Genomic DNA, 26,278 nt, shown 5'->3' with positions numbered 1-26,278 from the left:
AGTTATTGTGATTGGACTTCTCCTGATATTTTTTGTGAATTTACTTTTTTGAAATCTTTACTGAAATCAATGCCTTCGCCATAGGAAACTCCTTTTGATGAAGTAAATTTAAACTTTTTTTCGGTAAAAAACCATTCGTTTTTTTGATCGTAATACAACTGCTCCGTTTCGAGCAAATCGCCGCTTTGGTTGGAGATTTTTACGTGGCCTTGTAAATCAATCAGGTTGGTGGCTTTATGCGAAATGGCATAATCAGCTACCACAAAGGTTTGCTTTCCGTTTTTGTCGAATAACGTTAAATGCATGCCTTTTGGGAATTCTGTAAACGGGAATTCTACCGTAGCATAATCGAGCATTTTTGGGCTGACCAAATTGGCGGTTATTCTGCCGGAATCGGTGTATTTTAAATTGATGGAATCCGCATCTCCGCTTGGGGTAAACTCAGCAATGCCCATTTTTTGCACATCGCGAAAATTGCTTTCACAAGCGACTATCAGCATACAAAAGGGTATTGCTAAAACGAAAGGAATGTTATTTTTGGAAAAGCGACTCATTATTTAGACGGAAATGTAATGGTTTCATTTATCCAACAACCGATGGTTATTGATTTTCCGTTCATTTTAGCTTTGGTGATTTCTGCCGGTGTAAGTGATTTTTTGGCAAAATTCTCAGTCATTTTATCGGCTGAGGCCTTTAATCTTGGTTCAAATGTGGCTGCTTTTTTCAACGTTGCTATGGCCAAATAATTTACAGCTTTCCTTTCAAAATCAGTTTTGCCACACTCGTCAGCACTGTTGCTGTATAAGTCTGCTAAAAATAAATAAGCCCTTCCCATTGTAGGGTCAAGAGTAATGGCTTTATTCAATAGTTCTTTTGCTTTTGCTTTGTCATTGCTAAGCAATCCGGTGGCCAACGAATAATCTAATTTTGCTTTTTCCAAAGGATTGGTTTCTAAGGATTCTGCTTCGGTAAAATAGGTAATGGCTTCGGTAAATTTTCGTTGTTTTACATTGGCTATCCCCATGTAATAAGCCGATTTTGAAGTGACTTTGTTTTTGTAATTGGCTTCAGCCAATGTAAAGTAAATCGGGGTAGTGCTGCAATTCTCGGTAAGACTACTTACAGCATTGGCAATCCAAGCCGAATTTTCGGTATTGGTGGGATAGTTTTTTTCGTAATAGGCTGTCAGATTTGGACAGGATGTCAATTCTTTTGCCAAAGCCTGAATGCCTCTTTGAGCGGTTTTGTAATCATTACTGTTGTTAGGATTTGAAACTTCTAATTCTGTAAGCAGCGAATTAACAAGCGAATATTTGTCTAAAGCAATAGCAGCAGTAACCGTTTTGTCGCCGGCTTTGTATTTGTCAAAATACAAACTAAAGTAGATGTAGATGGCGTTAGCATCGGTAATGCTTTTAGAAGCGTTGGTAAATCCGTTTTCTAATAAAGTAAAAACGGTGTCCATTTGTTCTTTGGTACGGGCACTGTTGTTGTATAGGAACATGGCTTTGCGTACTTGAAAATCGGCAGTGGTTAACGGAAAATTGGCATTGTATTGGTCATACAATTTCATGACATTGTTTACCAGTTTTTCTTTTTCTTCGCTTGAGGCAGCATTATCGACTTGATATTGCAAAATCTGCAATCCTTCGCTGTAAAGTGTTTCGCTGTCTTTTGGGCAATTTTTTCTCACCTCGCTCCAGACAGCATAGGAGTCATTCACTTTTTTCAGTAAAAAAAGATTCTGATATTCTTTTGTTTTTGCAGCACAATCAAACTTTTGAGCGTTGACATTCCCAATAAACAAAAAGCCGATTAAGAAAAAAAATACTCTCATAATTTTACTGTTTAGTCGTATTTGCGTTTTACAAACCATCGGTCACTTAACGATAAACCAATGCTTAAATTTACATAATTTTCTTCAACTAAATTATAATAAACGGTACCTCTTTTACCTACCTCAAGACCAACGTTAATGCTCGAGAAAGTACCGCCTAAAGGAAGCCCCAAGCCAATGTTAGCGGCAAAGTCAGTGATAGATTTGTTTTGTAGCACTAAGCCGGTGTTTTCATAACGCAATCCGCCACGATACACTATCTTTTTAAGATAATTAGAATAAGAATTATAATTTGGAATAAAATAACCTCCAATGCTGTATCGGATGGAGTTTTCAAATGAGGAACCGGAAATGTCCGTAAAACGATTTGAAGTCACATTGGTGTTCATGAATGTTATTTCACCACCTACTAACCATTTTTTCACTTCACCAAAACCCGATCCAAATGTAATTTTTGAAGGAAGTTTTATAGAGGTGTCTGATACAGGAATATCTTCACTTTGAATGACGCTGGTAGCTCCGGAACTTAAAAACTGAACAATTTGAATACTACGGGTGTTGGCCAGTTTTATTTTTGATTCGGGGGTGTAGCCCAAACTACTGAAAAAGGAGAGTTTGCTGTTTAATTTTGTTTGATATGTTAAACCAAAATCCACATTAAAACCTTGTAAATCGGACAGGTTATTTTCTCTGGTTCCATATTGAATGCCGCTTTGGTAACGTAAATTGGTTGTTTCAATCGTTCCAAAATTATATTGAACATCAGCTCCAATGTTGAATTTTTTAGTCAGTTTATAACCAAAACCCAAAAACACTTTACTCACTCCGCCAATTCCGTTGTATTTAGAGTAAATAGGGGTGGCATCGTCTGATAATTTCTGGATTTTATATCCTACAGAAGAATAAGGGATAAGTCCCAAACCAATGCCTAGTTTTCCAACAGGGATACCAACCGCAAGATAATCTAAAGAAGTTCTTCTTGCTTTTTCGGTTTGTGTTTCAGAACGGGAATGAGTGTTAAGGTAAGTAGCGCCAACAGCCAAGTTAGTTAACTTAAGACTGGCCAATTGAGCAGGATTTTGAAGATTGATATGAATACTGTCCGGGAATACCGATATACTTCCCATAGATCGACTTTCGACAGTTCCTTTAAATTTAACATCGCCAATCCCGTAAAAAGAATAAGGAGATGACGTTCCTTCCTGAGCTAAAGCGGTCAATGAAATAAGTAAACAGAAGCTTACTACAATTTTTTTAATCATTTTTGATTGTATTGAAAAGTTTGGTTCAAACTTTCCAGCAGAAAATTTGAATTGGCAAATATGGTATTTTTTAATCGTTTAGCCAAAAATTCTGCGTCGCCACCCGTTAAAATTATGATAAATTTAGCGTATTGGGTTTTATATTGTTCCATAAAGCCGTCGATTTCATGAATTATACCATTCACGACTCCCGAATGTATGGATTCTTCTGTTGAATTTCCGATGAAGTTATCGGGATAACTTTTAGTTAGCAATGGCAACTTTGCCGTGAATTGATGTAACGATTCATAGCGTAACCGGATACCCGGAGAAATGGCACCTCCAAGATAATGGTCGGTAGAATCCACAAAATCATAAGTGATACAAGTACCAGCATCAATTATCAATCGGTTTTGATTGGGGAATTGTAAAACGGCACCGGCTGACAACACCATTCGATCTATCCCAAGCGTAGTGGGAGTAGCGTATAAGTTTTGAAAAGGAAACTTGCTTTCGTGAGTAATGTAATGAATTGCCGCTTTGTTTTCAAAGGCTGAAAAGTCCTTTTTTTCAAGATTTCCGACAGAAGCGACAGCAATAGTTTTAATTTTTGAATACTGTTGTAAAATAAAATTAACCTTTAAATCTAATTCTTCTTTGGCAAAAACAATTACCTCTAAAAGTGTATTGGCTTCAAAGACAGCGGCTTTAATTCGGGTATTTCCAACATCAATAGCTAAAAGCATAGAAAGGTTTTTGATACCGCGAAGGTACGAATAGATTTTTTTTATTATTTGTTTTGGATAAATTAAAAATCGTTCTATATTTGCACCCGCATTCAGCGAGGTACCTTAGCTCAGTTGGTAGAGCAATGGACTGAAAATCCATGTGTCCCTGGTTCGATTCCTGGAGGTACCACAAAAGCCCGAACATAATTGTTCGGGCTTTTTTTATGCAAAAAGCAATTTTCTTTTCCATAGCCATATTGCAATCCTCATAAAATAGTACTAAATTCGAAAATAATTACGGATTATTTTTCTAATTTAAAACTGAAAAGATGAGTAAAAAAAAGCCAGAGCATACCGTCGTTAGTCAAGATTCAAAATCTTACAGTAAAGTAATCAAGCTATTTTTCATCGGTCTAATTTTGTTTTTATACGGCCGAACCGTCACTTACGATTTCGTGCTCGATGATGGTCTTTTTATAACAAATAACCCCACAGTAAATAAAGGAATAGCCGGAATAGGAGAGGCTTTTACTCAGGGAAGTTTACTCCATTTCAAAGGAGGGAATTTTCAAACTTACCGACCAATATTAATCAGTTTTTTTTCTGTAGAAAAACAGTTTTTCGGATTAAATTCCAGAGGCTTTCATTTCATGAATATTGTATTGTACTCTTTATTGGCATTGGTAATTTACAGTTTAATCAAAAGATTGTTTCCCAAATTAAACCCGTTTTATCAAGTACTGATTGTGACTTTGTTTATCATCCATCCTATTCATACCGAAGTAGTAGCCAATGTTAAAAGTCAGGATGAATTGTTATCGGCTTTATTCAATTTGTCGGCCTTGGTTTTATTGTTCAAGTTTGAAGCAGACAATTCAAAAAAGCAATTTCTTTTAGTGTCTGTTTTTTGTTTCTTGTTAGCTTTGTTTTCAAAAGAAAGTTCTCTTGCTTTTGTAGTGTTGTTCCCAATAAGTTTATTCCTTTTAAATAAGAATTCGATAAAAGAAAGCCTAGTCAGATCGGCTCCTTATTTTTTGGCCGGTATCTTTTTTCTTTTGTGCAGACATTCAGCTTTAAAGGGAGTTTTCACAGACAACGAGACCACAGTACTTGAAAATGTATTGTATGGTGCCAAAGACTGGGGAATGATTTTAGGAACTAAACTGGAAATAGCGTTCTATTATCTGAAAATGATGTTGTTTCCTTACCCAATGTCATGGGATTATTCCTTTAATCAGATTCCGTTGATGACCATTACTGAATTCATTCCGCTAGTATCCTTGGCGGCTTATCTTATCATTGGAATTTTAATTATTTTCAATTTAAAAAAAAGACCGGAGATTGCTTTTGGTCTTTTGTTTTTTATCATTTTGATTGCACCAACAGCTAATGTTTTCTTTTTTAATGGTGCTACTTTTGCGGACCGATTTTTATTTCTGCCGTCATTGGGATTTATAGTTGCTTTTATCTATCTGGTATTGCAAATAACCCGGATGAATTCGGAAGAAATACCGGCCACATCAAAAAAATACATTTATATCGTTTCGGCGATTATAGTTCTTGTTTCTTTCTCTCTAACCCGTACCCGCATTCCTGATTGGAAAAATGAGTACGCGGTTTTTAAATCAGGAGCTGCTCATTCGCCCAATAGTAGTAGAACCGTCATAGGATTGGGAACCTACTATATGAACATGGCGGAAGCCAGTACCGATGAAAGTCAAAGAAACTTATACATTGACAGCGCTACAACCTATATTAAAAAAAGTTTGGCTATTTTTCCGGATAACTATAGTGCCTCCTACAAACTGGGATTGATTTATTCGATTATCAATGACAAACAAAAATCGAAATCGTATTACCGGCAATCGCTTCGTTCAAAACCTTCCAATGTGCAGACTTTGAATAATATTGGCGCTGTTTATGCTTCGGAAGCCCGATTTGATTCGGCCTACTATTATTTTGACAAAGCCTACAAAATAGATGCTCTTAACGACATGACGCTGACTAATATCACCATTGCAACATTTAATAATGGACAGAATGACAAAGCCATATTGTATGGGGAGGAAGCCATGGCAAAGGGATTAGGGAATAGTAAAGTATGTAATATTCTCTCCCTCGCTTATGCTAAAGCCGGCAATTCTGAAAAAGCAAATAAATACAAATTGCAGGCAAAAATGATGGGCATTGGTCAATAAACAAAAAAACAAATAGTAGTGTTTTTTATTTGGAACTCAATAAAACCGCTTTTAACATAAAAATAAGAGGGAATCTCTAAAATTTTCACTAAAATTGACCGTTTTTATAATCAATTCAAAAAAATGAAGTCAAGTAAACTATTTATTCTATTTGTTTTATCGTGTGTATCAGCAGTGGCTCAGCAAAAGCTGAGTGTTGAAGAAATATATACAGGTGCCTTCAGAGCACAAGGCATGGACGAACTCCAAGCCCTGAAAAACACCAATCAGTACACGGTTTTAAATTCTGATAGAGCTTCGCGAAACATGCAGATTGATTTGTATGATTATGCCACACTGAAAAAAGTTTCTACGTTACTTGATACCAAAGATTTCAAGGAACTAGCCGGAAATATTGACAGCTACACTTTCAGCAAGGATGAAAAGCAAATGCTGATAGCTACCAATACCAATCCAATTTACAGACACTCTTTTACGGCGGATTATTTTTTATATAACATCGGTACCAAACAATTAGCCAAAGTGCTGGAGCAGGTGCAGGAACCTACTTTTTCACCTGATGGATTGAAAATTGGTTTTGCCAAAGACAACAATCTTTTCATTTACGATATAGCTTCCAAAACTACTTTTCAAGTCACAACTGATGGTAAGAAAAACAACATTATTAATGGGATTACGGATTGGGTATACGAAGAAGAATTTGCTTTTGTGAGAGCATTTGATTGGAGCGCCGACAGTAAAAAACTGGCATTCATTCGTTTTGATGAAAGCCAAGTGCCCGAGTTTTCGATGACAGAATATCACAAAGATTTGTATCCAACAGTAGAAACTTTTAAGTACCCAAAAGCGGGCGAAAAAAATGCTTTGGTTTCTTTGTTTGTGTATGATGTTACTGCGAAAACATCTAAGGCTATAACCCTTGGAAACTACAATGACTTCTACATTGCCCGCATGCAATGGACCAACGACGCTAACATTTTATCTGCTCAGGTGTTGAATCGCCATCAGGATAATCTAGATTTATTGTTTATTGACGGAACTTCCGGTGCTGCTAAAATTGTTTTGAACGAAAAAAACAATGCTTATGTTGAGGTGACTGATGATTTGACTTTCCTAAAAGACAACAGTTTTATCTGGACCAGCGAAAAAGATGGTTTCAATCATATTTATTGGTATGACAAAACCGGAAAACTGAAAAACCAAATAACCAAAGGCAATTGGGATGTGACTGCTTACTATGGTTTAGACGAAAAAACAAAAACCGTTTTCTATCAATCGGTGGAGAAAGGCTCTACGCTTAGAGATGTGTATAAGATAAGCTTAGACGGAAAAGCCAAAGTGAAATTGTCGGAGCAGGTTGGAACCAACAGCGCTACTTTCAGCCCGAATTTTCAATACTTCATCAATACGTTTTCGAATGTGACTACGCCGCCATTGTACACTTTGAATAGTGCCGCCAATGGAAAAGTAGTACAACCAATAGTTGATAATGTAGCTTTGGCCGAAAAACTAAAAAAGTATGATTTGCCTACCAAAGAGTTCTTCGAATTAACCACCGAGAAAGGCAACAAACTAAACGCCTGGATGATTAAACCAAAAGATTTTGATGCTGCCAAAAAATACCCGGTTTTCATGTATCAGTATTCCGGTCCGGGTTCACAGCAAGTGGCCAATGACTGGTTAGACACAAACGATTTGTGGTTCATGATGCTTTCACAACAAGGCTATATTACGATTTGTGTTGATGGAAGAGGAACCGGATTTAAAGGTGCCGCTTTCAAGAAAGTTACTCAAAAACAATTGGGGAAATATGAAGTGGAAGACCAAATTGATGCTGCCAAAGTAATCGGAAATTATTCCTATGTGGATAAAAACAGAATTGGTATCTTTGGTTGGTCGTATGGCGGCTTCATGTCGAGCAATTGTATTTTGAAAGGTGCCGATGTGTTTAAAATGGCGATTGCCGTAGCTCCGGTTACCAATTGGCGTTTTTATGACAGCATTTACACCGAGCGTTATCTGCAGACACCACAGGAAAACGCCAGTGGATATGATGACAATTCGCCGATTAATTTTGTGTCCAAACTAAAAGGCAACTTTTTGTTAATTCACGGAAGTGCCGATGATAATGTGCACGTGCAAAACAGCATGCAAATGATTGAAGCGCTGATACAAGCCAACAAACAATTTGACTGGGCGATTTATCCGGATAAAAACCACGGTATTTATGGTGGTAAAACCCGCATTCAGCTATTCAATAAAATGACTGCTTTTATCAAAGAGAAATTGTAAATGAACCAACATCAGTTTTATCTACTAACAGAGCTCCTGATCTCCTTTATTGGCGGGTTCTTATTAGTTGCCATTTGGTTGGTGGTTCAGAATAAATTCAAACAAAAATTAACTTCCGAAATTTCCATCAAACGATTTGATAACGGGTTGCTGTTTCTGAGTTTTTCTGTTTTTGTTTGGGCATTTTCCCCTTTATTGATTCTTATTTTCATGACTTTTAAGGTGAACAATTGGATTGCTTTAATCAGTCAGAATATGTTTTCTATTTTAAACTCCTTGTTTTTAATATTAGCCTTATATTACTTTGACAATTCGCCAAAGTATCTTTATAACAATAAAAAAAGCACGACCAGAATTTTACTTTTTTTTATTGGTCTTTCTGTTATTTCATTAGTATTAGCCTTGTTCTTTGGTGAAACTATAAACACCTATGGTATTCGCTTCAATACGATTCCGGATTTAATATTGTCAGCCATACTGACTTGGTTCTTGATACTTTCCTTTTATAGAACTTTTTACAATCGAAACATGAAAAGTGTGGCGCTGATTGCTGTTTTAAGTATCATTATCTTATTTATTACGCAAGTGCCTTATGTGTTTAATTTTGAATCCTATTCTTTTCAAATCGACTTAGCTAAACTTGTGGCCAAAACAACGCTCATCTTTGTTTTTTTAGTGTTAGGAACCAGTTGGGTTTTAGAATTGTCACAATTGCCGGAAGCTACGACGATGAAAATTAATTTCACTAATTGGAATGTGGTGGTTTTATCGATACCGTCAAAAAACATCATAGATCAAACTATCGATTTTGGGAACAAAACCACCCAGTTTAATAACCTGCTAAAGTTTGCGATAAGAAGAAAATTTGCCTCAGAAGAAAGCATGTGCATCGAAGTTTTTAACGGAGGTGAAATTCTCAGTCAAACCTATCTCAGCAGAATAATTGACAATATAAACGCCATTTTAGAGCTTGAAAAGGACGCTAAAATAAACCGAAATGACTTCTTTACCTTTATTGGCCAAGCCAAATACAGGCTTCGGTTTTTACCCGATTGCATTGAGATAAATAATTCGTTACTACTTGAATTTACTCATAATATCGACAACGGATTGTATAAAGAGTTTGTCTGAAACCCCAATTTTTAAGCAATAACAATTAGTCACAAAAGGTTATTTTTTGTGAATTGATATTGTGCCTTAAAAATTGTTTGTATTTTGCACTGGCAATTAAAAAACTTTAACTAACCAAAACAATAATTATGAGTGAAACAACAGTAAAAACAGGACATCCTAAAGGATTATATTTCCTTTTCTTCACAGAAATGTGGGAGCGATTTAGTTATTATGGAATGAGAGCGATTTTCATTCTCTTCATGACTAAAATTCTATTAATGAAAGATGCTGATGCGTCTCAGATTTATGGAAGTTATACCGGATTGGTATATTTAACACCGCTTTTAGGAGGGTACTTGTGTGACAAATATTTAGGAAACCGAAGAAGTATTGTTATCGGAGGTTTATTGATGGCCTTGGGACAATTCTGTATGTTCCTAAGTGCTTCAGCCGGCGCTCACGGTGGTGTTTCAATCATGTGGATGGGTCTGACCGCAATCATTATCGGTAACGGATTTTTCAAACCGAATATCTCTACCATGGTGGGGCAGTTGTATCCTGCGAATGACAGAAGAATAGACAGTGCTTTCACCATTTTCTACATGGGTATCAACTTGGGAGCTTTCTTCTCGCCATTAGTTTGTGGTTCTATGGATTTCAAATGGGGATTCCTGGCCGCTTGTGTCGGTATGTTATTAGGGTTAGTAGCTTTTGTTTTTGGGCAAAAAAAATACCTTGTTTCCGAAGAAGGAAAACATATTGGTTTACCGGTAAAAAAATTAGATGCAAAAAGTATCGGAATGATAGTGGGTTCTATTGCTATCATCTTCTTTATGCTAAATTTTAAGCAAATGTTTCAAAGTGATGTAGACATTATCAGCTATTTCATTTATGGTTCCATGATAGCCATGCCGATCATCATTTTCAGCGATAAAAGTTTGACCAAAATTGAAACCCAAAGAATTACCGTAATATTTATTCTGGCGTTTTTCGTTATTTTCTTCTGGGGTGCTTTTGAGCAAGCCGGAGCGTCTTTGACCCTTTTTGCCGACAGACAAACCGAAAGAACTCTTTTTGGTTGGGAAATGCCGGCCTCTTATTTCCAATCAGTTAATCCATTAGCTGTCATTGCTTTGGCACCAATTTTTTCTATGATCTGGGGATTCTTATACATGAGAAAACTGGAGCCGTCATCGCCTAAAAAAATGGCCATTGGTTTAGGAATGGTTGCCTTAGGTTACGTAGTGATTGCTATTGCTGTAAAAGGATTGGGCATCGAAGATAAAGTTTCTATGTGGTGGTTAATTGCCTTGTATATCATTCATACTTGTGGGGAATTGTGTTTGTCACCAATTGGATTGTCGATGGTTTCAAAATTAGCACCGTTACGTTTATCGTCTTTAATGATGGGAACCTGGTTTTTAGCAAATGCTGCAGCTAATAAATTTGCAGGAACCTTAAGCGCTTTAATCCCTGGTGGTGAAGACGGAAAAGGGGGAGCTACTCATTTCATAGGATTCCAAATTACCAACTTGTATGAGTTCTTTATCTTGTTTATCATCATGTCAGGAACTGCCGCCGCGATATTGTTTGTGTTAAGTTCTTGGTTAGAGAAAAGAATGCACAACGAACATGTTGAAGGCGTTGATTTAGAAGTTGAAAACAGATAATGCAATTATAAAATAATTTTATATCTTTCAAACCTACAAGCCATTCTTGTAGGTTTGTTTTTTAAAATCAGATACATGAGCGATAAATTGACTTTAGACCAAATTCAAAACTTTGAAGGGCAATACCCAAAACAATTATGGTACCTGTTTACCGTGGAAATGTGGGAGCGTTTCTGTTTTTATGGAATGCGTGGGGTTTTGACCATTTTCATGGCCGATAAATTATTAGGATTGTCGCTGTCTGATAAAGATGCTAATCTGAAATATGGCGCCATTCAGGCTTTTGTATATGCCTTTACATTTATTGGCGGAATCTTTGCCGATAAGATTTTAGGATTTAAAAAATCCCTTCTTTTTGGAGGATTGGTGATGATTATCGGGAATTTGCTGATTGCTTTTTCGCCACAAAATTTGTTCTATTTAGGAATCACGTTGTCCATTATAGGTACCGGATTTTTCAAGCCGAATATTTCATCCATGGTCGGAGAATTATATAAAGAAGGTGACAGCAGGCGAGATGCCGGTTTCGGATTGTTTTATTCCGGAATTAATATTGGAGCTTTACTTGGTGGAGCCGTTTGTGTTTACTTAGGAACCAGTAAAGATTATGGCTGGAGTTACGCCTTTTTATCAGCAGCGATAGTAATGTTTATTGGTTTGGTAACCTTTGTTTTTACCAAAAAATCGTTAGGTCCTATTGGCGATTCTCCTATTATGAACCAGCCTGTAAAGAAAAGAACTGCCAAGGAAATAGTCGTTTATGTGGGCGCTTTGCTAAGTATTCCGCTGATTTTCATCATGATCAAAAATACCGATTATACGGATTATTTCATGTACACTATCGGTCCGTTGGCCGTGCTGTATTTTCTTTATGAAACCTATATCGAAAGAGATGCTAAAGCCCAACGCAAGTTGATTGCCGCTTTTGTATTCATTTTGTTCTCCGTAATTTTTTGGGCTTTTTTCGAACAAAGTGGCGGCTCATTGGCGTTGTTTGCCAAAGACAATTTGCACCACAATTTATTGTTTTTTGATATCAATCCCAATATTGTAAACAATACATCTAACTCTTTGTTTGTGATTATTTTCAGTCCGATTCTTGGGTTGCTTTGGTTGGCTATGGCCAAAAAGAAATTGGAACCGAATACTGTAATTAAGTTTGGACTCGGATTTCTATTCTTAGCCTTGGCTTTTTATGTGTTTTATTACACTAAGTTTTTTGCCGATGCCAACGGGCTTACTTCGTTGAATATATTTACGCTGGCTTACTTTGTTATTACTTTTGGAGAACTGTGTCTTTCACCAATCGGATTATCCATTATGACCAAATTATCACCCAAAAGATTATCAGGAATGATGATGGGAATGTGGTTCTTAGCCAGTGCTTACGGACAGTATGCCGCAGGTTTGTTAGGAGCCGGAATGTCATCACCGGATGAAAATGCTTCCTTAACCACAAAATTGCAAGGTTATACGCAAGGATATTATCAACTGGCTATCTATGCGTTAATTGCCGGGTTAATTTTGATACTTATTTCGCCATTAATTAAAAAATTGATGCAAGAAGTAAAATAATTTAAGTAAATTTCGGCACTATTTTTGACAATAATAAACACACACAATTAAATACAATACAAAAAAAATGAAAAAATTAGCTATTACTTTATTCTTAATCTTGGGTTCGTTAACCATACAGGCGCAAGAGTTAACATGGCAAACCGATATGAACAAAGCCATGGAAATTTCAAAGAAAACGAAAAAGCCATTATTGTTGTTTTTCACAGGAAGCGACTGGTGTGGATGGTGCATGCGTTTGCAAAAAGAAGTGTTGAAAACTCCGGAATTTGCCAAATGGGCTAAAGATAACGTGGTGTTGGTGGAACTTGATTTCCCAAGAAGAACACCACAACTACCGGAAATTCAAAGACAAAATATGGAGTTGCAACAAACTTTTGCCGTTCAGGGATATCCAACGGTTTGGTTTGTTAATGCCTCTAAAAAAGATGGTAAAATTAATCTCGAAAAGATTGGAAGTACTGGTTATGTAGCCGGTGGTCCTAGTGCTTGGCTGGCTGGTGCCGATCAAATTCTTGGCAACAAGAAATCATAATTAAAGAAATATCAAATTTTATAGAATCCCTTTTCATTGGTATAGTGAAAAGGGATTTTTTCTTTCCGGCAAGTGGCTTCCCATAACTTCGCATAGCTTTTAAAGTTTGAGCCATCCACAATAATTTGTTTTGGTTTCATGGTTTGTAGTAAGCGCTGCAGGTTCAAATGTGGAGATTGTATCAGTATCAGCACATCGGGATTTATGCCTTTTTTATATATGCCGGAACTGTCAATCAACAGTATTTTTTGATGCTTGAAATACAGTAAATTTTGTAATGGTTTTTTGCTTGCAGGTTTACAAAAATTGCCAACCAAATAGGATTGAATGACCGAATTAGTCTTCAGATTTTTCAAGATACTGTCATTGCTGTAAATCGTAACATTAGCCCCTTTTCGCTCAGCAATTATGGTGTTCTTTCTGCTGCTGAAAACAATCAATTCTCTTTTGTTTACCGTTTCTTGTTTTTGAAAAATAAAGATGGTTTGTAACAAGATAATACTGCAAAACGCTAAGGTAAGTCTCTTGAATTCGGGCTTTTTTAGCCATAGAATCAAGAGGATAATGACCAGATAGGAGCACCATAACATCTCTTTTGAAAACGAAATATTTCTAATGACAAATTCATCTAAAGTGGCTACCCAATGAATAATCGCATTGAGTAGAGAAATTAAAAACGTTATAGTTTTTGCAATAAAGAATGGCACCGAATGAAAAGTCGCAATGAGTATGACTATAACGCCAACCGCCATAATGACTCCAAGCAAAGGCAGAATAAGTAGATTGGTCACAAAAAACAAACCCGGAAATTGATGAAAGTAATAAATGCTTAGTGGCATGGCTCCAATTTGTGCCGCAAACGAAACGGTAATGATGTCCCAAAAGTATTTGATGATTTTATTTTTGGGTTGCCAAATTTCAGCCAAAATCGGTTGCAGCCACAGAATAAAAAACAAAGCCAAATAGCTCAATTGAAATCCAACATCAAACAGAAAGGATGGCTTGAACAGCAATATTAAAAGCATTGACACGATAAGAGTGTGATAAATATTGACGGTTCTTCTCAGATGAACTCCAAAGGCAAGAAAGGAAAACATCGTCACAGAACGCACTATAGAAGGCGATAAACCAGTCAGAACCGCAAAAGACCAAAGCGATAAAACCACAAGAAATAATTTCAACAAAGAACCTTTTCTGGAATTGCCTATGGGCTTTAGCAAAAAGGTGATGAATAACAATATAAATCCAACATGCAAGCCGGAAACAGACAATACGTGCACGGCTCCGGCATATTGATAGTCTTTCAAAACTTCAGTTGAAATGTCTTGTTGCTGGCCAAGAATTAAGGCATTTAAAACATTCAATTCTTCTTTGGAAATAGCAGAATGATCTAAATTGGAAATGATAGTTTCCCGAAAATTAGAAAAATCAGCCCATAAGCTGGATTCGTATTTCCCAATTTTAATTTCATTGGGTCTTGTGTAAACCTGAGCATAGATTTCCTGATTTTCAAGGTAACTGCCATAGTCAAACATGTTGGGATTGTATGGCTTTTTGTTTTTTAAAATAAGGCCATTAGTAGTTATGTTTGTCCCGATTTTCAAATGGCAGCTAGTATCTTTTGGACTGTTGAGAATCGCTTTTCCGAAGCTTCTTTGACCGTCAACCTGTTTTACTATACAAACGTATCTTTGGTTTTTTGCGGTGCTTTTTAGTTTTTCATTTAACAGTAAATGAAGCACATGTGTCTTATCATAATCGGTTATCTGATGTGTGTAATGATGAGGTTCTAAAGTTTCTTTATGAATGATAGCGGTGGCTATTCCGGTCAGGACAGACATAAGAAACACAAAGCTTCCGAAGAGGTTTTTGAAAAGAGATGTTCTTTGATGGAAAAAATTACTGAGAAGCAAGCCAACGAAGCCAATTCCGATACTCACAATAACAAAGACAAGATTCAGATTCGCCATTCGAAATAAAAGTATTCCGATTAGCAACCCGATAAAAACTTTCGTTAATGGAAATTGTAAGATTTTCATGTAACTAAAGTACATGATAAATTTTAAAAAAGCAAGAAAATTACTGTATTATTCTATTGACCTGAGCAAAGGTTCTTTGGTAGTAAGGTTCTTTAATCGAAGAAATAACCACACCGCTTTGTGTCGAAGAATGGATGAATTTAACTTCATCGCCATTGACTTCTACCACCATACCCACATGATTAATTCGGTGCTGTCCTCGGTTGATAAAGAAAATCAAATCTCCTTTTTTGGCATTGCTTAAGTCGATTTTAGAACCAACTTCGGCCATTTCATTGGAAGAACGAGGTAGTGTAATGTCAAATTTCTTGAAAGTAGAATAAATCAAACCGGAGCAATCAAAACCGTTTTTTGTGGTACCGCCACCGCGATAGCCAATGCCCAAATTATCGGCGGCACTGTTGATGATTTGTTCTACCAAATAGCTGGCTTCCTCTTCATTTTCGATAACAATATCGGTATCATTCTTCTCGTTAATGCCACTCGTATTTTTTTGAACGGAATTTGGACTTTTTTGACTGATAGTTGGAGTAGTGGCAACCTTCTTTTTATTACTCTGATAGCTTTTGGTTTCTGTCTTAACAGCTACCGGTTGGGAATAAACTCCTTTTTTTATCGCTACTTCTTTAGTAGTAATGATGGCGGAAGAAGTTGGCTTACAGGCAGTAAACAGCAACAATAAAAATGATATGTAAATGAAATTTTTCAATAAAAAGGATTTTGGCAAAGATAAAAATTTGAACTTGGAATCAAAAGCTACTTCAAATCATTTAGGATTAATTTAGCAGTTTTTTCACTAGCGCCCATTCCGCCTAGCTTTGTTTCTAAGCTCTCATATTTTTCCAGTAGTGCTTTTCTGTAATTGGCATCCAGTAGTTTAGAAAGTTCGGTTTTTAAATTCTTTGAGTTGCATTTTTCCTGAATGAGTTCGGTCACCACTTCTTCATCCATGATTAGGTTAACTAAGGAAATGTATTTGAGCGTTATGATGCGTTTGGCAATTTGGTAGGAAGCCCAGCTTCCTTTATAACAAACAACTTCCGGCACTTTGAACAAAGCGGTTTCCAGAGTAGCCGTTCCCGAAGTTACGAGGGCAGCCGTGGCCACACTCAACAAATCATAGGTTTTATTCGAAATGAATTTCACGTTTTTATTGGTCAAAAATTGCTCGTAAAAATGGTATTCCTGACTGGGAGCTCCGGCAATCACAAACTGATAGTCGCTGAAATCATCCACAATACTTAGCATGACACTGAGCATTTTGGCAATTTCCTGTTTCCGGCTTCCCGGCAGAATGGCTATGATGGGTCTTTCGTCTAAATGATTGTTTTTTCTAAAAGAAACCTCGTCTGTTTTTTCTCGATTATGAATGGCATCAATCAATGGATGTCCCACAAATGCCACCGGAAAATGATGTTTCACTTCGAAAAAATCCTTCTCAAACGGAAGGATGACGAACAGCTTGTCAAAATCTCTTTTTACGGCTTGGATTCGGTTTTCTTTCCAGGCCCAAATTTGAGGCGCAATATAATAATGCGTTTTGATGCCACGCAGTTTTGCCCATTTGGCAATACGCATATTGAATCCCGGATAATCAATAAATATAATCACATCGGGATTGAATTTTTCAATATCTCTTTTACAAATTTTGATATTATTGAGGATGGTTTTCAAATTCAAAACTACTTCGGCAAAGCCCATAAAAGCCAGCTCGCGGTAATGTTTGACCAAAGTGCCGCCTACATTCTGCATCAAATCGCCTCCCCAAAATCGGATGTCAGCTGTTGCATCTTGTTTGTAAAGCGCTTTCATTAAATTAGATCCATGCAAATCGCCTGAGGCTTCACCGGCTATGATGTAATATTTCATATTATAAAAATAAGGTAAAAATGGTTAATACCGCTATTGCCGCAATAACTCCTTTGGCCATTAAATCTTTTTTAAATTTTAAAAGAACAAAGAACAGCAGTATGTTCAGTACGGTGCCTAGAGTTACTATTTTTCCCATCAGGCCTTGCTCTTTCAGATAAGGCAAATCGGTAAGCGGATTGTAAGGAGTGAATAGCTTTAGGAAAACAAAAACACCTAAGGCAGAAGTTAGCATTCCAATGAATAAGCCGATAAGTAAATCTCTATATTTCATGTTGTTGATTATAAATTCCAGGAATTTAAGTGTTGTATGGCGTGATGCGCCGTCAAATCAAACTGAACCGGAACAATGGAAATGTACCCATTGGCCAAAGCCCATTCATCAGTGTCTTCCCCTTTGTCCAGATTAACGAACTCACCGCTCAGCCAATAGTAATCTTTGCCGTATGGCGTTTGTCTTTTGTCAAATTTTTCCATCCAAATGGCTTTGGCCTGACGGCAAATTTTGATGCCTTTGATGGCTTCCTTTTTCAGTTTCGGGAAATTGACATTCAAAACCGTGCCTTCCGTCATTTTTTGGGACAAAACTTCCAAAGCAATTTTTTTGATGAAAGGTTTTATAGTTTCAAAATCGGCATTCCAATCATAATCCAATAACGAGAAACCTATGGCCGGAATCCCTTCAATACCGGCTTCCACAGCGGCACTCATCGTTCCGGAATAAATCACATTAATAGAAGAATTGGAACCATGATTCACGCCTGACACACACAAATCGGGTTTCTTTTTCAAAATTTCGTTAACGGCCAATTTGACACAATCTACCGGTGTTCCGGAGCAACTGTATTCGGTTATGGCAGCTTTTTCGGCAGAAATTTTATTGAGATACAAAGTGCTGTTGATGGTGATGGCATGTCCCATGGCGCTTTGCGGACTGTCGGGAGCCACTACAACCACTTCGCCAATTTCGGCCATGACGGCAATCAAAGCCCGAATGCCCGGAGCATTGATGCCGTCGTCATTGGTAACTAAAATAGTAGGTTTGGAAATCATTTGTTTTAGTGAGAATTATAAATCATAGCACAGTTTTTGTGTACGATTATCCGATTGCAAAATTAACTTTTTTTAAAGTTTTATAAAGATACATTTTTTATAACTTTGACCATTAGGTATTGCAAGACAATATGAATATTGATTTTAACAAAAAATTATCGCCCCCAGAAATACTTGGCATGGTTTTTTGTTTACTTTAGACCAATAATTAATGAATGTTATAATTCAATTTATGAAAAGAAATTATAAAATACTGCTGGTAATTGTAACCTTATCAGTGGCCTTGTGGAGTTTTATCCCCAAAGAAAAAGCATCCGATCCCGAAAAGGATAAATTGCTGTTAGAATTGCTGACGTTTGTTATAGAAAAAGGACATTACAATCCGGCGGCTGTTGATGACACGTTTTCAAAAGGCGTTTACAAAGATTATTTGAATGCATTAGATCCGTCAAAAAGATTCTTCTTACAATCAGATATTGATGAGTTTGCCAAATATGAAACTCAATTGGATGATGAAATCAAGAATAAGGATTTGACTTTTTTCGACTTGACTTACACTCGTTTAATGCAACGTATGGAAGAAAGCAAAAGCTACTATAAAGACGCTTTAGCCAATCCGTTTGACTATAAAAAAGACGAATCATTCAACACTGATTACGAGAAAATGCCGTTTGCCAAAACTACTGCTGAATTAAAAGAAAGATGGCGTTTGCAGGTGAAACTGTCAGCTTTGTCGTCTTTGGTTGAAAAGCAAAAACTTCAGGAGGATTTGGCGAAAGATGCTAAAAAAACCATTGAAGAAAGATTGGCCGATTATCGCAAAGATTCCAGCGAAGAAATAACGCCGGAAATGGAAAAGAAATTCAGAGAAAAAGATGCAAAAAACAGAGCTGAGAAACCAAAAACATTTGCCGAACTGGAAAAAGAAACCAGAGAAAGCACTTTAAATTCCCTGAATGACAACTTTAGTTTTATCAAGGATTTGAATAGAGAAGATTGGTTTTCAATTTATGTCAATGCAATTGCTTCCCGTTTTGACCCCCACACCTCTTATTTTGGACCAAGCGAAAAAGAAAAGTTTGATGTCAGCATGAGTGGTAAATTAGAAGGAATTGGAGCCCGTCTTCAAAAGAAAGGTGACTTTACCGAAATTTCAGAATTGATTTCCGGTGGGCCAGCTTGGAGAGGCAAACAATTAGAGTCAGGCGATATTATTTTAAAAGTAGCACAAGCTGATGCAGATGCTATTGATGTTGTCGGAATGCGTTTGGATGATGTGGTTAAAAAAATAAAAGGACCAAAAGGCACCGAAGTACGTTTGACCGTTAAGAAAACTGATGGAACCATCAAAGTAATTACTATCATTCGCGATGAGGTTGAAATTGAAGAAACCTATGTAAAATCGAGTGTGGTTGAAAAAGACGGATTCAAATATGGTGTGATTTATTTGCCAAAATTCTATATTGATTTTGAAGATCAAAACAGTCGTGATGCCGGTAAAGACGTAGCACAAGAAGTAGAAAGATTAAAAGCAGAAGGTGTTCAGGGAATTGTGATGGATGTGAGAGACAATGGTGGAGGTTCGTTGAAAACCGTTGTGGATATTGCAGGTTTGTTCATCGAGCAAGGGCCTATTGTTCAAATCAAATCGGCAGCCGGTAAAAAGGAAGTGCTGTATGATAAAGATTCCAAAGTACAATGGGACGGACCGCTGGTGATTATGATTAATGAGTTTTCAGCTTCGGCTTCTGAGATTTTAGCAGCAGCAATTCAGGATTACAAACGTGGCGTTATCATTGGAAGCAAACAATCTTATGGTAAAGGAACGGTTCAAAATGTAATCGACTTAAATCAATTTGTACGTGGCAGCACTTATGGCGATTTAGGAGCTTTGAAAACTACTACACAGAAATTCTACAGAATCAACGGTGGCTCTACACAGTTAGAAGGTGTGAAAAGTGATATTGCCATTCCGGATAGATATTCGTATCTAAAAATGGGTGAGAAAGACATTGATAACGCTATGCCATGGGACAAAATTGATCCGGCAGATTATCAGGTTTGGAACAAACAAAATAACTTTGATTTAGCGATTTCAAAAAGCAGAGCCAGAATGGAAAATAATGCTCAAATGAAATTGATTGATGATAATGCCAAATGGTTAGACGAGCGTAACAAAGAAAACGTATACAGCTTAAACATCGATAAATTCAAAGCCGAACAACAAGCTTTGGAAGACAAAAGCAAAAAATACAAATCGATTGTAGATTACAAAAATCTGTTTGAGTTTAAGTCACTTCCTTATGAAGTGGATGCGATGAAAAAAGACCCTGTACTCAAAGAAAAAAGAGACCGTTGGCACGAAAATTTAGCCAAAGATATTTATGTAGAAGAAGCCATTCACATCTTAAATGATTTGCAATCGGAAAATAACAAAGGACTGACTTCTAAAGTAAAGAAAGAAAAATTAGTAAAGTCATAATTGGATTCATACAAAATAAAAAGCCACCAATTGGTGGCTTTTTTTATAGCGTAAAGTCAAAATATATTACCATTCATTTACTTTATTGGCATCCATTTTTAGGAATATAAAAAGCAATATGGTGAAGCCCCAAAGTCCGGAACCACCATAAGAAAAGAACGGAAGCGGAATCCCAACCGTTGGGAAAACACCCACTACCATGGCAATATTGACAAAGAAATGGATAAACAATATTCCGGCCACACAATAGCCGTAGACCCTACTGAACTTAGTCTTTTGCCGTTCGGATAAATAGATAATTCTCATAATCAAACAAACGAAAAGAGCAATGACAAATAACGAACCCAGGAATCCCCATTCTTCACCCACTGTGGTGAAAATATAATCGGTATGCTGTTCTGGTACGAAGCCGCCTTTGGTTTGTGTGCCTTCGAGATATCCTTTCCCAAACCAGCCTCCTGAACCAATCGCAATTTCAGATTGATTAATGTTGTATCCAATTCCTTTCATGTCAACCTGCTTCCCTAAAAGAATATTAAAACGGTCGCGGTGATGCTGTTTAAAGACATTTTCAAAAACATAATCTACCGAAAAGACAAAGCCGCCAATCATGACGAATATAATGCTGCTCAATATCCAGTTCCGGTTGATGATTCGGCTTCTGTAGTAAATAAAAATAATAACGGCTAAAGCGATTCCGGTTAGTACAAGCGGTTTTATAATTAGAGCCAAAACAAACAAAACCAAAGCAATAAAACCGGTCCAAACATACCAGGATGGTAGTCCTTCGCGATACAAAACCAAAATAAAAACACTATAAATTAAAGCACTTCCCGGGTCATGGGGTATGATTAATAATATGGGTAAGCCTAGAATTCCCAGCGCTTGTATCTGTCGGTTAGTGTCTTTTAAATTGACTTGAACATCGCTCAAGTATTTGGCCAAAGCCAAGGCAGTAGCCGCTTTTACAAACTCGGAGGGTTGTACTCCAAAGGAACCAAAAGAATACCAGTTGGCTTGTCCTTTAATTGTTTTTCCAAACACAAACAATCCGGCTAGGGAAAACAATCCAATAACGTAGATTACACTGGAAAACTTCTCATAAAACTTTCCGTCAACGGATAGCACGATAAATATTAAAGGAATGGATAACAGGATGAACATGAACTGTTTTCCATAGATTTGAGTGAAATCAAAAATCGAAGTTTCTTCGGCTATGGAAGATAATGAAGACGAATAGATGTTGAGCCAGCCTAAAATTACCAAGGTAATATAGATGGCAATGCTAATCCAGTCTAAATTATTTGTTACACTTTGATTTTTCATTTTCTTACGGCCTTAATTATCAGGAGTCTCATTTGCCGGAACGATTTCCTTTTTAGGTTCTGCTTTCTTGTCTTCCGGTTTGATGACTATATCCACCTTTTGTTTGATTAAAGTATCTACAATCGGTTTGGCATAGTATTTATTGTATTCGCCTTCCAGACTTCCTTCTAACATTCGTTTCTCTAAATCTTTTCGGGTAATTTTTCTTTTGATGTACTTTTCAATCATTAAACTGGTAATCGGTCCCGCCCAACGAGCTCCCCAATACCCATTTTCTACGAAAACTGCGATGGCAATTTTCGGATTGTCTTTCGGAGCAAAGGCCACAAAAATAGAGTGATCCTGAAGTTTGACTCTCTTTCCGTTAATCTTAGCATAGTTTTCGGCTGTTCCGGTTTTTCCGCAAATATCAATGCCTTCTACGTTCAACCCGTGAGCGGTACCAAAATTATACACATCAAACAAACCGCTAATCATCGGTTCAAAATATTTTTTATCGATAGTAGTCATGTGTTTGGTTCGGAATCTTTTGTCAATCACACTGCCTTTTATCTTTTTAATGATGTGAGGGGTGTAGTAATAGCCCCGATTGGCCACAGCGGCAATCATATTGGCCAATTGAATTGGGGTCATCAAAACCTCTCCTTGTCCAATGGCATTGGATACAATGGTCTTACTCGACCATCCCCAGCCCGGATACATTTTTTTATAGGTTTTGGAAGTTGGAATTTTTCCTTTTCTACCGGTTGGTAAATCATAGCCCATGAATTGTCCTAATCCAAAACTTTTCAAGTGATTACTCCAAACATCAACTCCTTTAGGAGGGTTGTTGAACTTATCAATAGTCTTCATATAAGAAGAAGAGAAAAAGGTGTTGCAGGATTCATAGATACCGCGATGCAATTGCATAGCGCCGCCATGACAGTGACATTTCATGAATCGCCCGGGCGCATAACTGAAACCGTGACTACAAAAGAAAGTCGTGTTTTCATCAATAGCACCTTCTTGCAGTGCCACTAATCCGGTTAGGATTTTGAAGGGCGAACCAGGGGTGTATTCGGCTAATAAACCTCGGTCGTATAAAGGTTTGGCAATGGAATCATGGAATAACATCGTGTAATTTTTCGAACGTTGTCTTCCCACTAGAATGGCCGGATCAAATGAGGGTGCCGTAACTAGAGCCAAAATCTCTCCGGTTTTGGGTTCAATAGCCACGATGCCGCCACGTTTGTTGACCATTAATTCTTCGCCATATTTTTGAAGTTCGCCGTCAATGGTCAAATTGATGTCTTTCCCCTGAACGGCTAAGGTGTCAAACTTCCCTTCTTTATAGGAACCGATTTCCCGATTGTATTTGTCTTTTTGAATGTATTTTACGCCTTTTATACCGCGCAAAATATCTTCGTAGCTTTCTTCAACACCTTGTCTTCCAATCAAGTCCCCGCTGTTGTAGTATTTGTTTTTTTCAATGATTTTGTCATTTACCTGTGTGATAAACCCAAAAACATTCGCGCCATAACTAACTTGATAATCTCGTAAAGCTCTCTTTTGAATATAAAAACCAATAAATTTTCTTTGGATTTCCTGAAAAGCAGCATACTCCTTTTTATTAAGCTGCGATAGAAATACAGATGGAAGTCTCGGACTGTAAACTTTAGCTTTAGCAATTTTCTTTAAGAAGTCTTCTTTGGTGATGTTTAATAGCGAACAAAACTCCATTGTGTCTAAATCCTTTACGTCTTTTGGGATAACCATGATGTCATAAGACGGCTGATTGGCTACCAAAAGCTTACCATTTCTATCGTAAATGTAGCCTCGTTCGGGATAATCATAATTGATTTTTATGGCATTATTATCCGACTTTAATTTTAAGGAATCGTCAATAACCTGAAGGTAAAAAAGGCGAATTACCAATAAAATAGTAGCAATGAAAATGATTGTGGGCAACAAAACTTTTCTCATCGTTTACTTGGCTTAATAAGATAGATGATAATAATGCAAGTGAGAATGGTGAAAAGCGTACTCAATACTGTACGCACTAAGATGTCCCAAAGGAAACTCATATTGAAAATTTCCAAAAAGAACAGCACAAAGTGATGAATCACTACTGAAATTAGTATGAAAGAAAAACGTTCCGGTGTTAAGACATCATTCAATTTTACCGTTTGGTATTCGTAACTCAGTCCAAATGAAAATTTAAAAATGGAAGGTCTAAAGTAAGCGAGTACTACACAAGCGGCAGCATGCACGCCTCCCGAATTCCAAAACATATCCATCAAGAGTCCCAAGAAAAAACTGGCTGCTAGTAGTCCTGTTTTGTTTCCGTTTACCGGATACAAAATAATAAAAAGCACATAAGGGAACGGATTGATAAACCCAAAAAGATCAATCCTGTTAAATATCAAAACCTGTGCTGCAAGCAACAAGATAAAGCGGGCGCTATTTCCTAACAAGGCACTATTCATCTTTTTTGCTTTTGTTTTCTAAATTGATAATCTCATCGGCATCCTTATTTTTAATGACATAAACATGACCCAGATTGGTCATATCATTAAATAATTTGATGTCCAATGTATAATAATTGGTCTCGTCGTCAATATAGACTTTGTCGATGGTTCCGATACCAATATTTTCTGGAAAAACCCTTGATTCAGCACCAGTGACTATAGTATCACCTTTGCGAACGCCAGCTAATCTCGGTACATCGGTCAACTGAGCAAAGCCTGTGCTTTTCCCATTCCAACTTAGAGTACCAAAATGATTTGACTTTTTGATTTTTGCGTTAATCTTGATATTGATGTTTAACACACTAATAATTGTCGCGAAATTTTTTGAGGTATTGTCTACAATTCCAACAATACCGGCACTGTTTATTACACCCATGTTTGGTTTAATGCCAGAAGCAGAGCCTTTGTTGATTGTAATAAAGTTTTCCTGAATACTGTAGGAGTTGTGAATTACTTTGGCAACGGTGATAACCGTTTTATTAGCTCCTTTTGTGGTGTCAATTTCGGGTAATTTGGTTGTGTCTTTCAGATTGAAAAGAATCGATTTTAAACGCGCATTTTCTTTCGCTAGCTCTTCGTTCTGAGCCTTCAAGCCGAAGTATTCATCGATATTATTGATTCTCTCGTAAATCCCGCCGGTAAAGAAATTAGCCGAACTGATGATTTTGCTTTTGTGATAGGAATGGGCTTGAATCGTCAACAAAAAGGATAGTAGTAAAAGCAGCAAAAACAGTAAGCGATTACTGTTTTTTAGTATAAAATTAAAAATTTGCTGCATTTTTAAACTGTATAATAGTGGTTATAAATATCCGTCGAAATAAAGATAAAAAATAATTAGCCTCTACGTCTAAATTATTTAATTAAAATACTTCTGAATTTAGGAATATTTTTAAGTGCCATTCCGGTGCCGCGTACAACCGCTCTTAACGGATCTTCAGCGATGTAAACCGGTAAATCAGTTTTTTGAGAAATACGCTTGTCCAAACCTCTCAACATCGAACCTCCACCTGCAAGATAAATTCCGGTGTTATAGATATCGGCTGCTAATTCCGGAGGCGTTTGAGATAATGTTTCCATAATCGCATCTTCGATACGTTGAATTGATTTGTCTAAGGCTTTAGCAATTTCTCGGTAAGACACTTCTACTTGTTTTGGTTTTCCGGTCAATAAATCTCGACCTTGTACCGACATGTCGTCTGGTGGTGTTTCTAAATCATCGGTAGCCGCACCAATGGTAATTTTGATTTTCTCTGCAGTACTTTCACCCACAAATAAATTGTGTTGCGTTCTCATGTAGTACACAATATCATTCGTGAAAACGTCACCGGCAATTTTTACCGATTTGTCACATACAATTCCGCCAAGCGCAATAACTGCAATTTCTGTAGTTCCACCACCGATATCTACGATCATGTTTCCTTTCGGTTGCATAATATCGATGCCAATACCAATTGCCGCAGCCATTGGTTCGTGGATTAAGTATACTTCTTTTCCGTTTACACGTTCGCAACTTTCTTTTACCGCACGCATCTCTACTTCAGTAATTCCTGAAGGAATACAAACCACCATTCGAAGTGCAGGAGTAAACATTTTTTTCTTTAAAGCCGGAATGCTTTTGATGAACATCGAAATCATTTTTTCAGAAGCATCAAAATCGGCTATAACGCCATCTTTCAACGGGCGTATGGTCTTTATGTTTTCATGGGTTTTACCTTGCATCATGTTGGCTTCTTTTCCAACGGCGATGATTTTGCCGGATATTCTGTCACGGGCTACAATTGAGGGGCTATCAATTACAACTTTGTCATTGTGA

Annotated in this window: 21 protein-coding genes and 1 tRNA gene; 8 read left to right on the top strand and 14 right to left on the bottom strand. The window is 37.0% G+C overall.

All coding sequences use genetic code 11. The annotated features are described in order from the left end of the window. Positions 1-2: 2 nt before the first annotated feature. Genes lptC through V7D82_RS08230 form a run of 4 tightly spaced genes read right to left on the bottom strand, consistent with a single transcriptional unit; the run spans position 3 to position 3,824 of the window. Positions 3-554 (bottom strand): LPS export ABC transporter periplasmic protein LptC, encoded by a 552-nt coding sequence (lptC, locus tag V7D82_RS08245; RefSeq protein ID WP_333600499.1) that lies wholly within the window; start codon positions 552-554, stop codon positions 3-5. Continuing rightward, positions 554-1,837, bottom strand: a complete 1,284-nt coding sequence (locus V7D82_RS08240) for a tetratricopeptide repeat protein (protein ID WP_333600498.1) — start codon at positions 1,835-1,837, stop codon at positions 554-556. Before V7D82_RS08240 ends, lptC begins: the two co-directional genes overlap by 1 nt. Positions 1,838-1,848: 11 nt before the next feature. Continuing rightward, positions 1,849-3,099, bottom strand: a complete 1,251-nt coding sequence (locus tag V7D82_RS08235) for a hypothetical protein (protein ID WP_333600497.1) — start codon at positions 3,097-3,099, stop codon at positions 1,849-1,851. Continuing rightward, positions 3,096-3,824, bottom strand: a complete 729-nt coding sequence (locus V7D82_RS08230) for a type III pantothenate kinase (RefSeq protein ID WP_333600496.1) — start codon at positions 3,822-3,824, stop codon at positions 3,096-3,098. Before V7D82_RS08230 ends, V7D82_RS08235 begins: the two co-directional genes overlap by 4 nt. Before the next feature lie 99 nt (positions 3,825-3,923). Between V7D82_RS08230 and V7D82_RS08225 the strand changes: the two genes are divergently transcribed. From V7D82_RS08225 to V7D82_RS08195, 7 genes are all read left to right on the top strand, one after another. Further along, positions 3,924-3,996 (top strand) — tRNA-Phe (locus V7D82_RS08225). A 139-nt stretch (positions 3,997-4,135) separates the two neighbouring features. Continuing rightward, positions 4,136-6,004: a glycosyltransferase family 39 protein gene (locus V7D82_RS08220; protein WP_333600495.1), complete on the top strand. Its 1,869-nt coding sequence runs from the start codon at positions 4,136-4,138 to the stop codon at positions 6,002-6,004. Between the two features lie 123 nt (positions 6,005-6,127). Continuing rightward, on the top strand, positions 6,128-8,296 hold the full coding sequence (locus tag V7D82_RS08215; protein ID WP_333600494.1) for a S9 family peptidase: 2,169 nt from the start codon (positions 6,128-6,130) through the stop codon (positions 8,294-8,296). Then, positions 8,297-9,427: a hypothetical protein gene (locus tag V7D82_RS08210; protein ID WP_333600493.1), complete on the top strand. Its 1,131-nt coding sequence runs from the start codon at positions 8,297-8,299 to the stop codon at positions 9,425-9,427. A 128-nt stretch (positions 9,428-9,555) separates the two neighbouring features. Beyond that, a complete protein-coding gene (locus tag V7D82_RS08205) occupies positions 9,556-11,079 on the top strand; it encodes a peptide MFS transporter (RefSeq protein ID WP_333600492.1) in 1,524 nt (507 codons plus the stop codon). Between the two features lie 75 nt (positions 11,080-11,154). Then, entirely contained in the window at positions 11,155-12,654 is a 1,500-nt protein-coding gene (locus V7D82_RS08200; RefSeq protein WP_333600491.1) for a peptide MFS transporter, read from the top strand. 67 nt (positions 12,655-12,721) lie between these two features. Beyond that, complete coding sequence (locus V7D82_RS08195; RefSeq protein ID WP_333600490.1) at positions 12,722-13,189, top strand: thioredoxin family protein; 468 nt, start codon at positions 12,722-12,724, stop codon at positions 13,187-13,189. A gap of 11 nt (positions 13,190-13,200) precedes the next feature. Here V7D82_RS08195 and V7D82_RS08190 read toward each other — a convergent pair whose 3' ends face one another. The 5 genes from V7D82_RS08190 to surE all read right to left on the bottom strand — a co-directional run bounded on the left by V7D82_RS08190 (position 13,201) and on the right by surE (position 18,150). Continuing rightward, positions 13,201-15,102, bottom strand: a complete 1,902-nt coding sequence (locus V7D82_RS08190) for a ComEC/Rec2 family competence protein (protein ID WP_333600509.1) — start codon at positions 15,100-15,102, stop codon at positions 13,201-13,203. Positions 15,103-15,268: 166 nt separating this feature from the next. Next, positions 15,269-15,937, bottom strand: a complete 669-nt coding sequence (locus V7D82_RS08185) for a C40 family peptidase (protein WP_333600489.1) — start codon at positions 15,935-15,937, stop codon at positions 15,269-15,271. A gap of 47 nt (positions 15,938-15,984) precedes the next feature. Next, positions 15,985-17,097 (bottom strand): lipid-A-disaccharide synthase, encoded by a 1,113-nt coding sequence (gene lpxB / locus V7D82_RS08180; protein WP_333600488.1) that lies wholly within the window; start codon positions 17,095-17,097, stop codon positions 15,985-15,987. A gap of 1 nt (position 17,098) precedes the next feature. Beyond that, a complete protein-coding gene (locus V7D82_RS08175; RefSeq protein ID WP_333600487.1) occupies positions 17,099-17,371 on the bottom strand; it encodes a hypothetical protein in 273 nt (90 codons plus the stop codon). An 8-nt stretch (positions 17,372-17,379) separates the two neighbouring features. Next, complete coding sequence (gene surE, locus V7D82_RS08170) at positions 17,380-18,150, bottom strand: 5'/3'-nucleotidase SurE (protein WP_333600486.1); 771 nt, start codon at positions 18,148-18,150, stop codon at positions 17,380-17,382. 211 nt (positions 18,151-18,361) lie between these two features. On the opposite strand from surE, the gene V7D82_RS08165 reads away from it, so the two are divergent. Continuing rightward, the gene (locus V7D82_RS08165; RefSeq protein WP_333600485.1) at positions 18,362-20,632 is read left to right on the top strand and encodes a carboxy terminal-processing peptidase; all 2,271 of its coding nucleotides are present in this window, start codon (positions 18,362-18,364) and stop codon (positions 20,630-20,632) included. Between the two features lie 66 nt (positions 20,633-20,698). Here V7D82_RS08165 and rodA read toward each other — a convergent pair whose 3' ends face one another. From rodA to V7D82_RS08140, 5 genes are all read right to left on the bottom strand, one after another. Then, positions 20,699-21,958 (bottom strand): rod shape-determining protein RodA, encoded by a 1,260-nt coding sequence (gene rodA, locus V7D82_RS08160; protein WP_333600484.1) that lies wholly within the window; start codon positions 21,956-21,958, stop codon positions 20,699-20,701. A gap of 12 nt (positions 21,959-21,970) precedes the next feature. Then, on the bottom strand, positions 21,971-23,920 hold the full coding sequence (gene mrdA / locus V7D82_RS08155) for a penicillin-binding protein 2 (RefSeq protein WP_333600483.1): 1,950 nt from the start codon (positions 23,918-23,920) through the stop codon (positions 21,971-21,973). After that, on the bottom strand, positions 23,917-24,423 hold the full coding sequence (locus V7D82_RS08150; protein WP_333600482.1) for a rod shape-determining protein MreD: 507 nt from the start codon (positions 24,421-24,423) through the stop codon (positions 23,917-23,919). Before V7D82_RS08150 ends, mrdA begins: the two co-directional genes overlap by 4 nt. After that, positions 24,416-25,243: a rod shape-determining protein MreC gene (gene mreC, locus V7D82_RS08145; RefSeq protein WP_333600481.1), complete on the bottom strand. Its 828-nt coding sequence runs from the start codon at positions 25,241-25,243 to the stop codon at positions 24,416-24,418. Before mreC ends, V7D82_RS08150 begins: the two co-directional genes overlap by 8 nt. 74 nt (positions 25,244-25,317) lie before the next feature. Continuing rightward, the coding region (locus V7D82_RS08140; RefSeq protein WP_333600480.1) for a rod shape-determining protein at positions 25,318-26,278 on the bottom strand (961 nt) is incomplete at its 5' end.

Origin of the sequence: Flavobacterium sp., assembly GCF_036741995.1 — a bacterium.
In the GTDB taxonomy this organism is placed as follows: domain Bacteria; phylum Bacteroidota; class Bacteroidia; order Flavobacteriales; family Flavobacteriaceae; genus Flavobacterium.
This window is presented reverse-complemented; position numbering and strand designations above follow the sequence as displayed.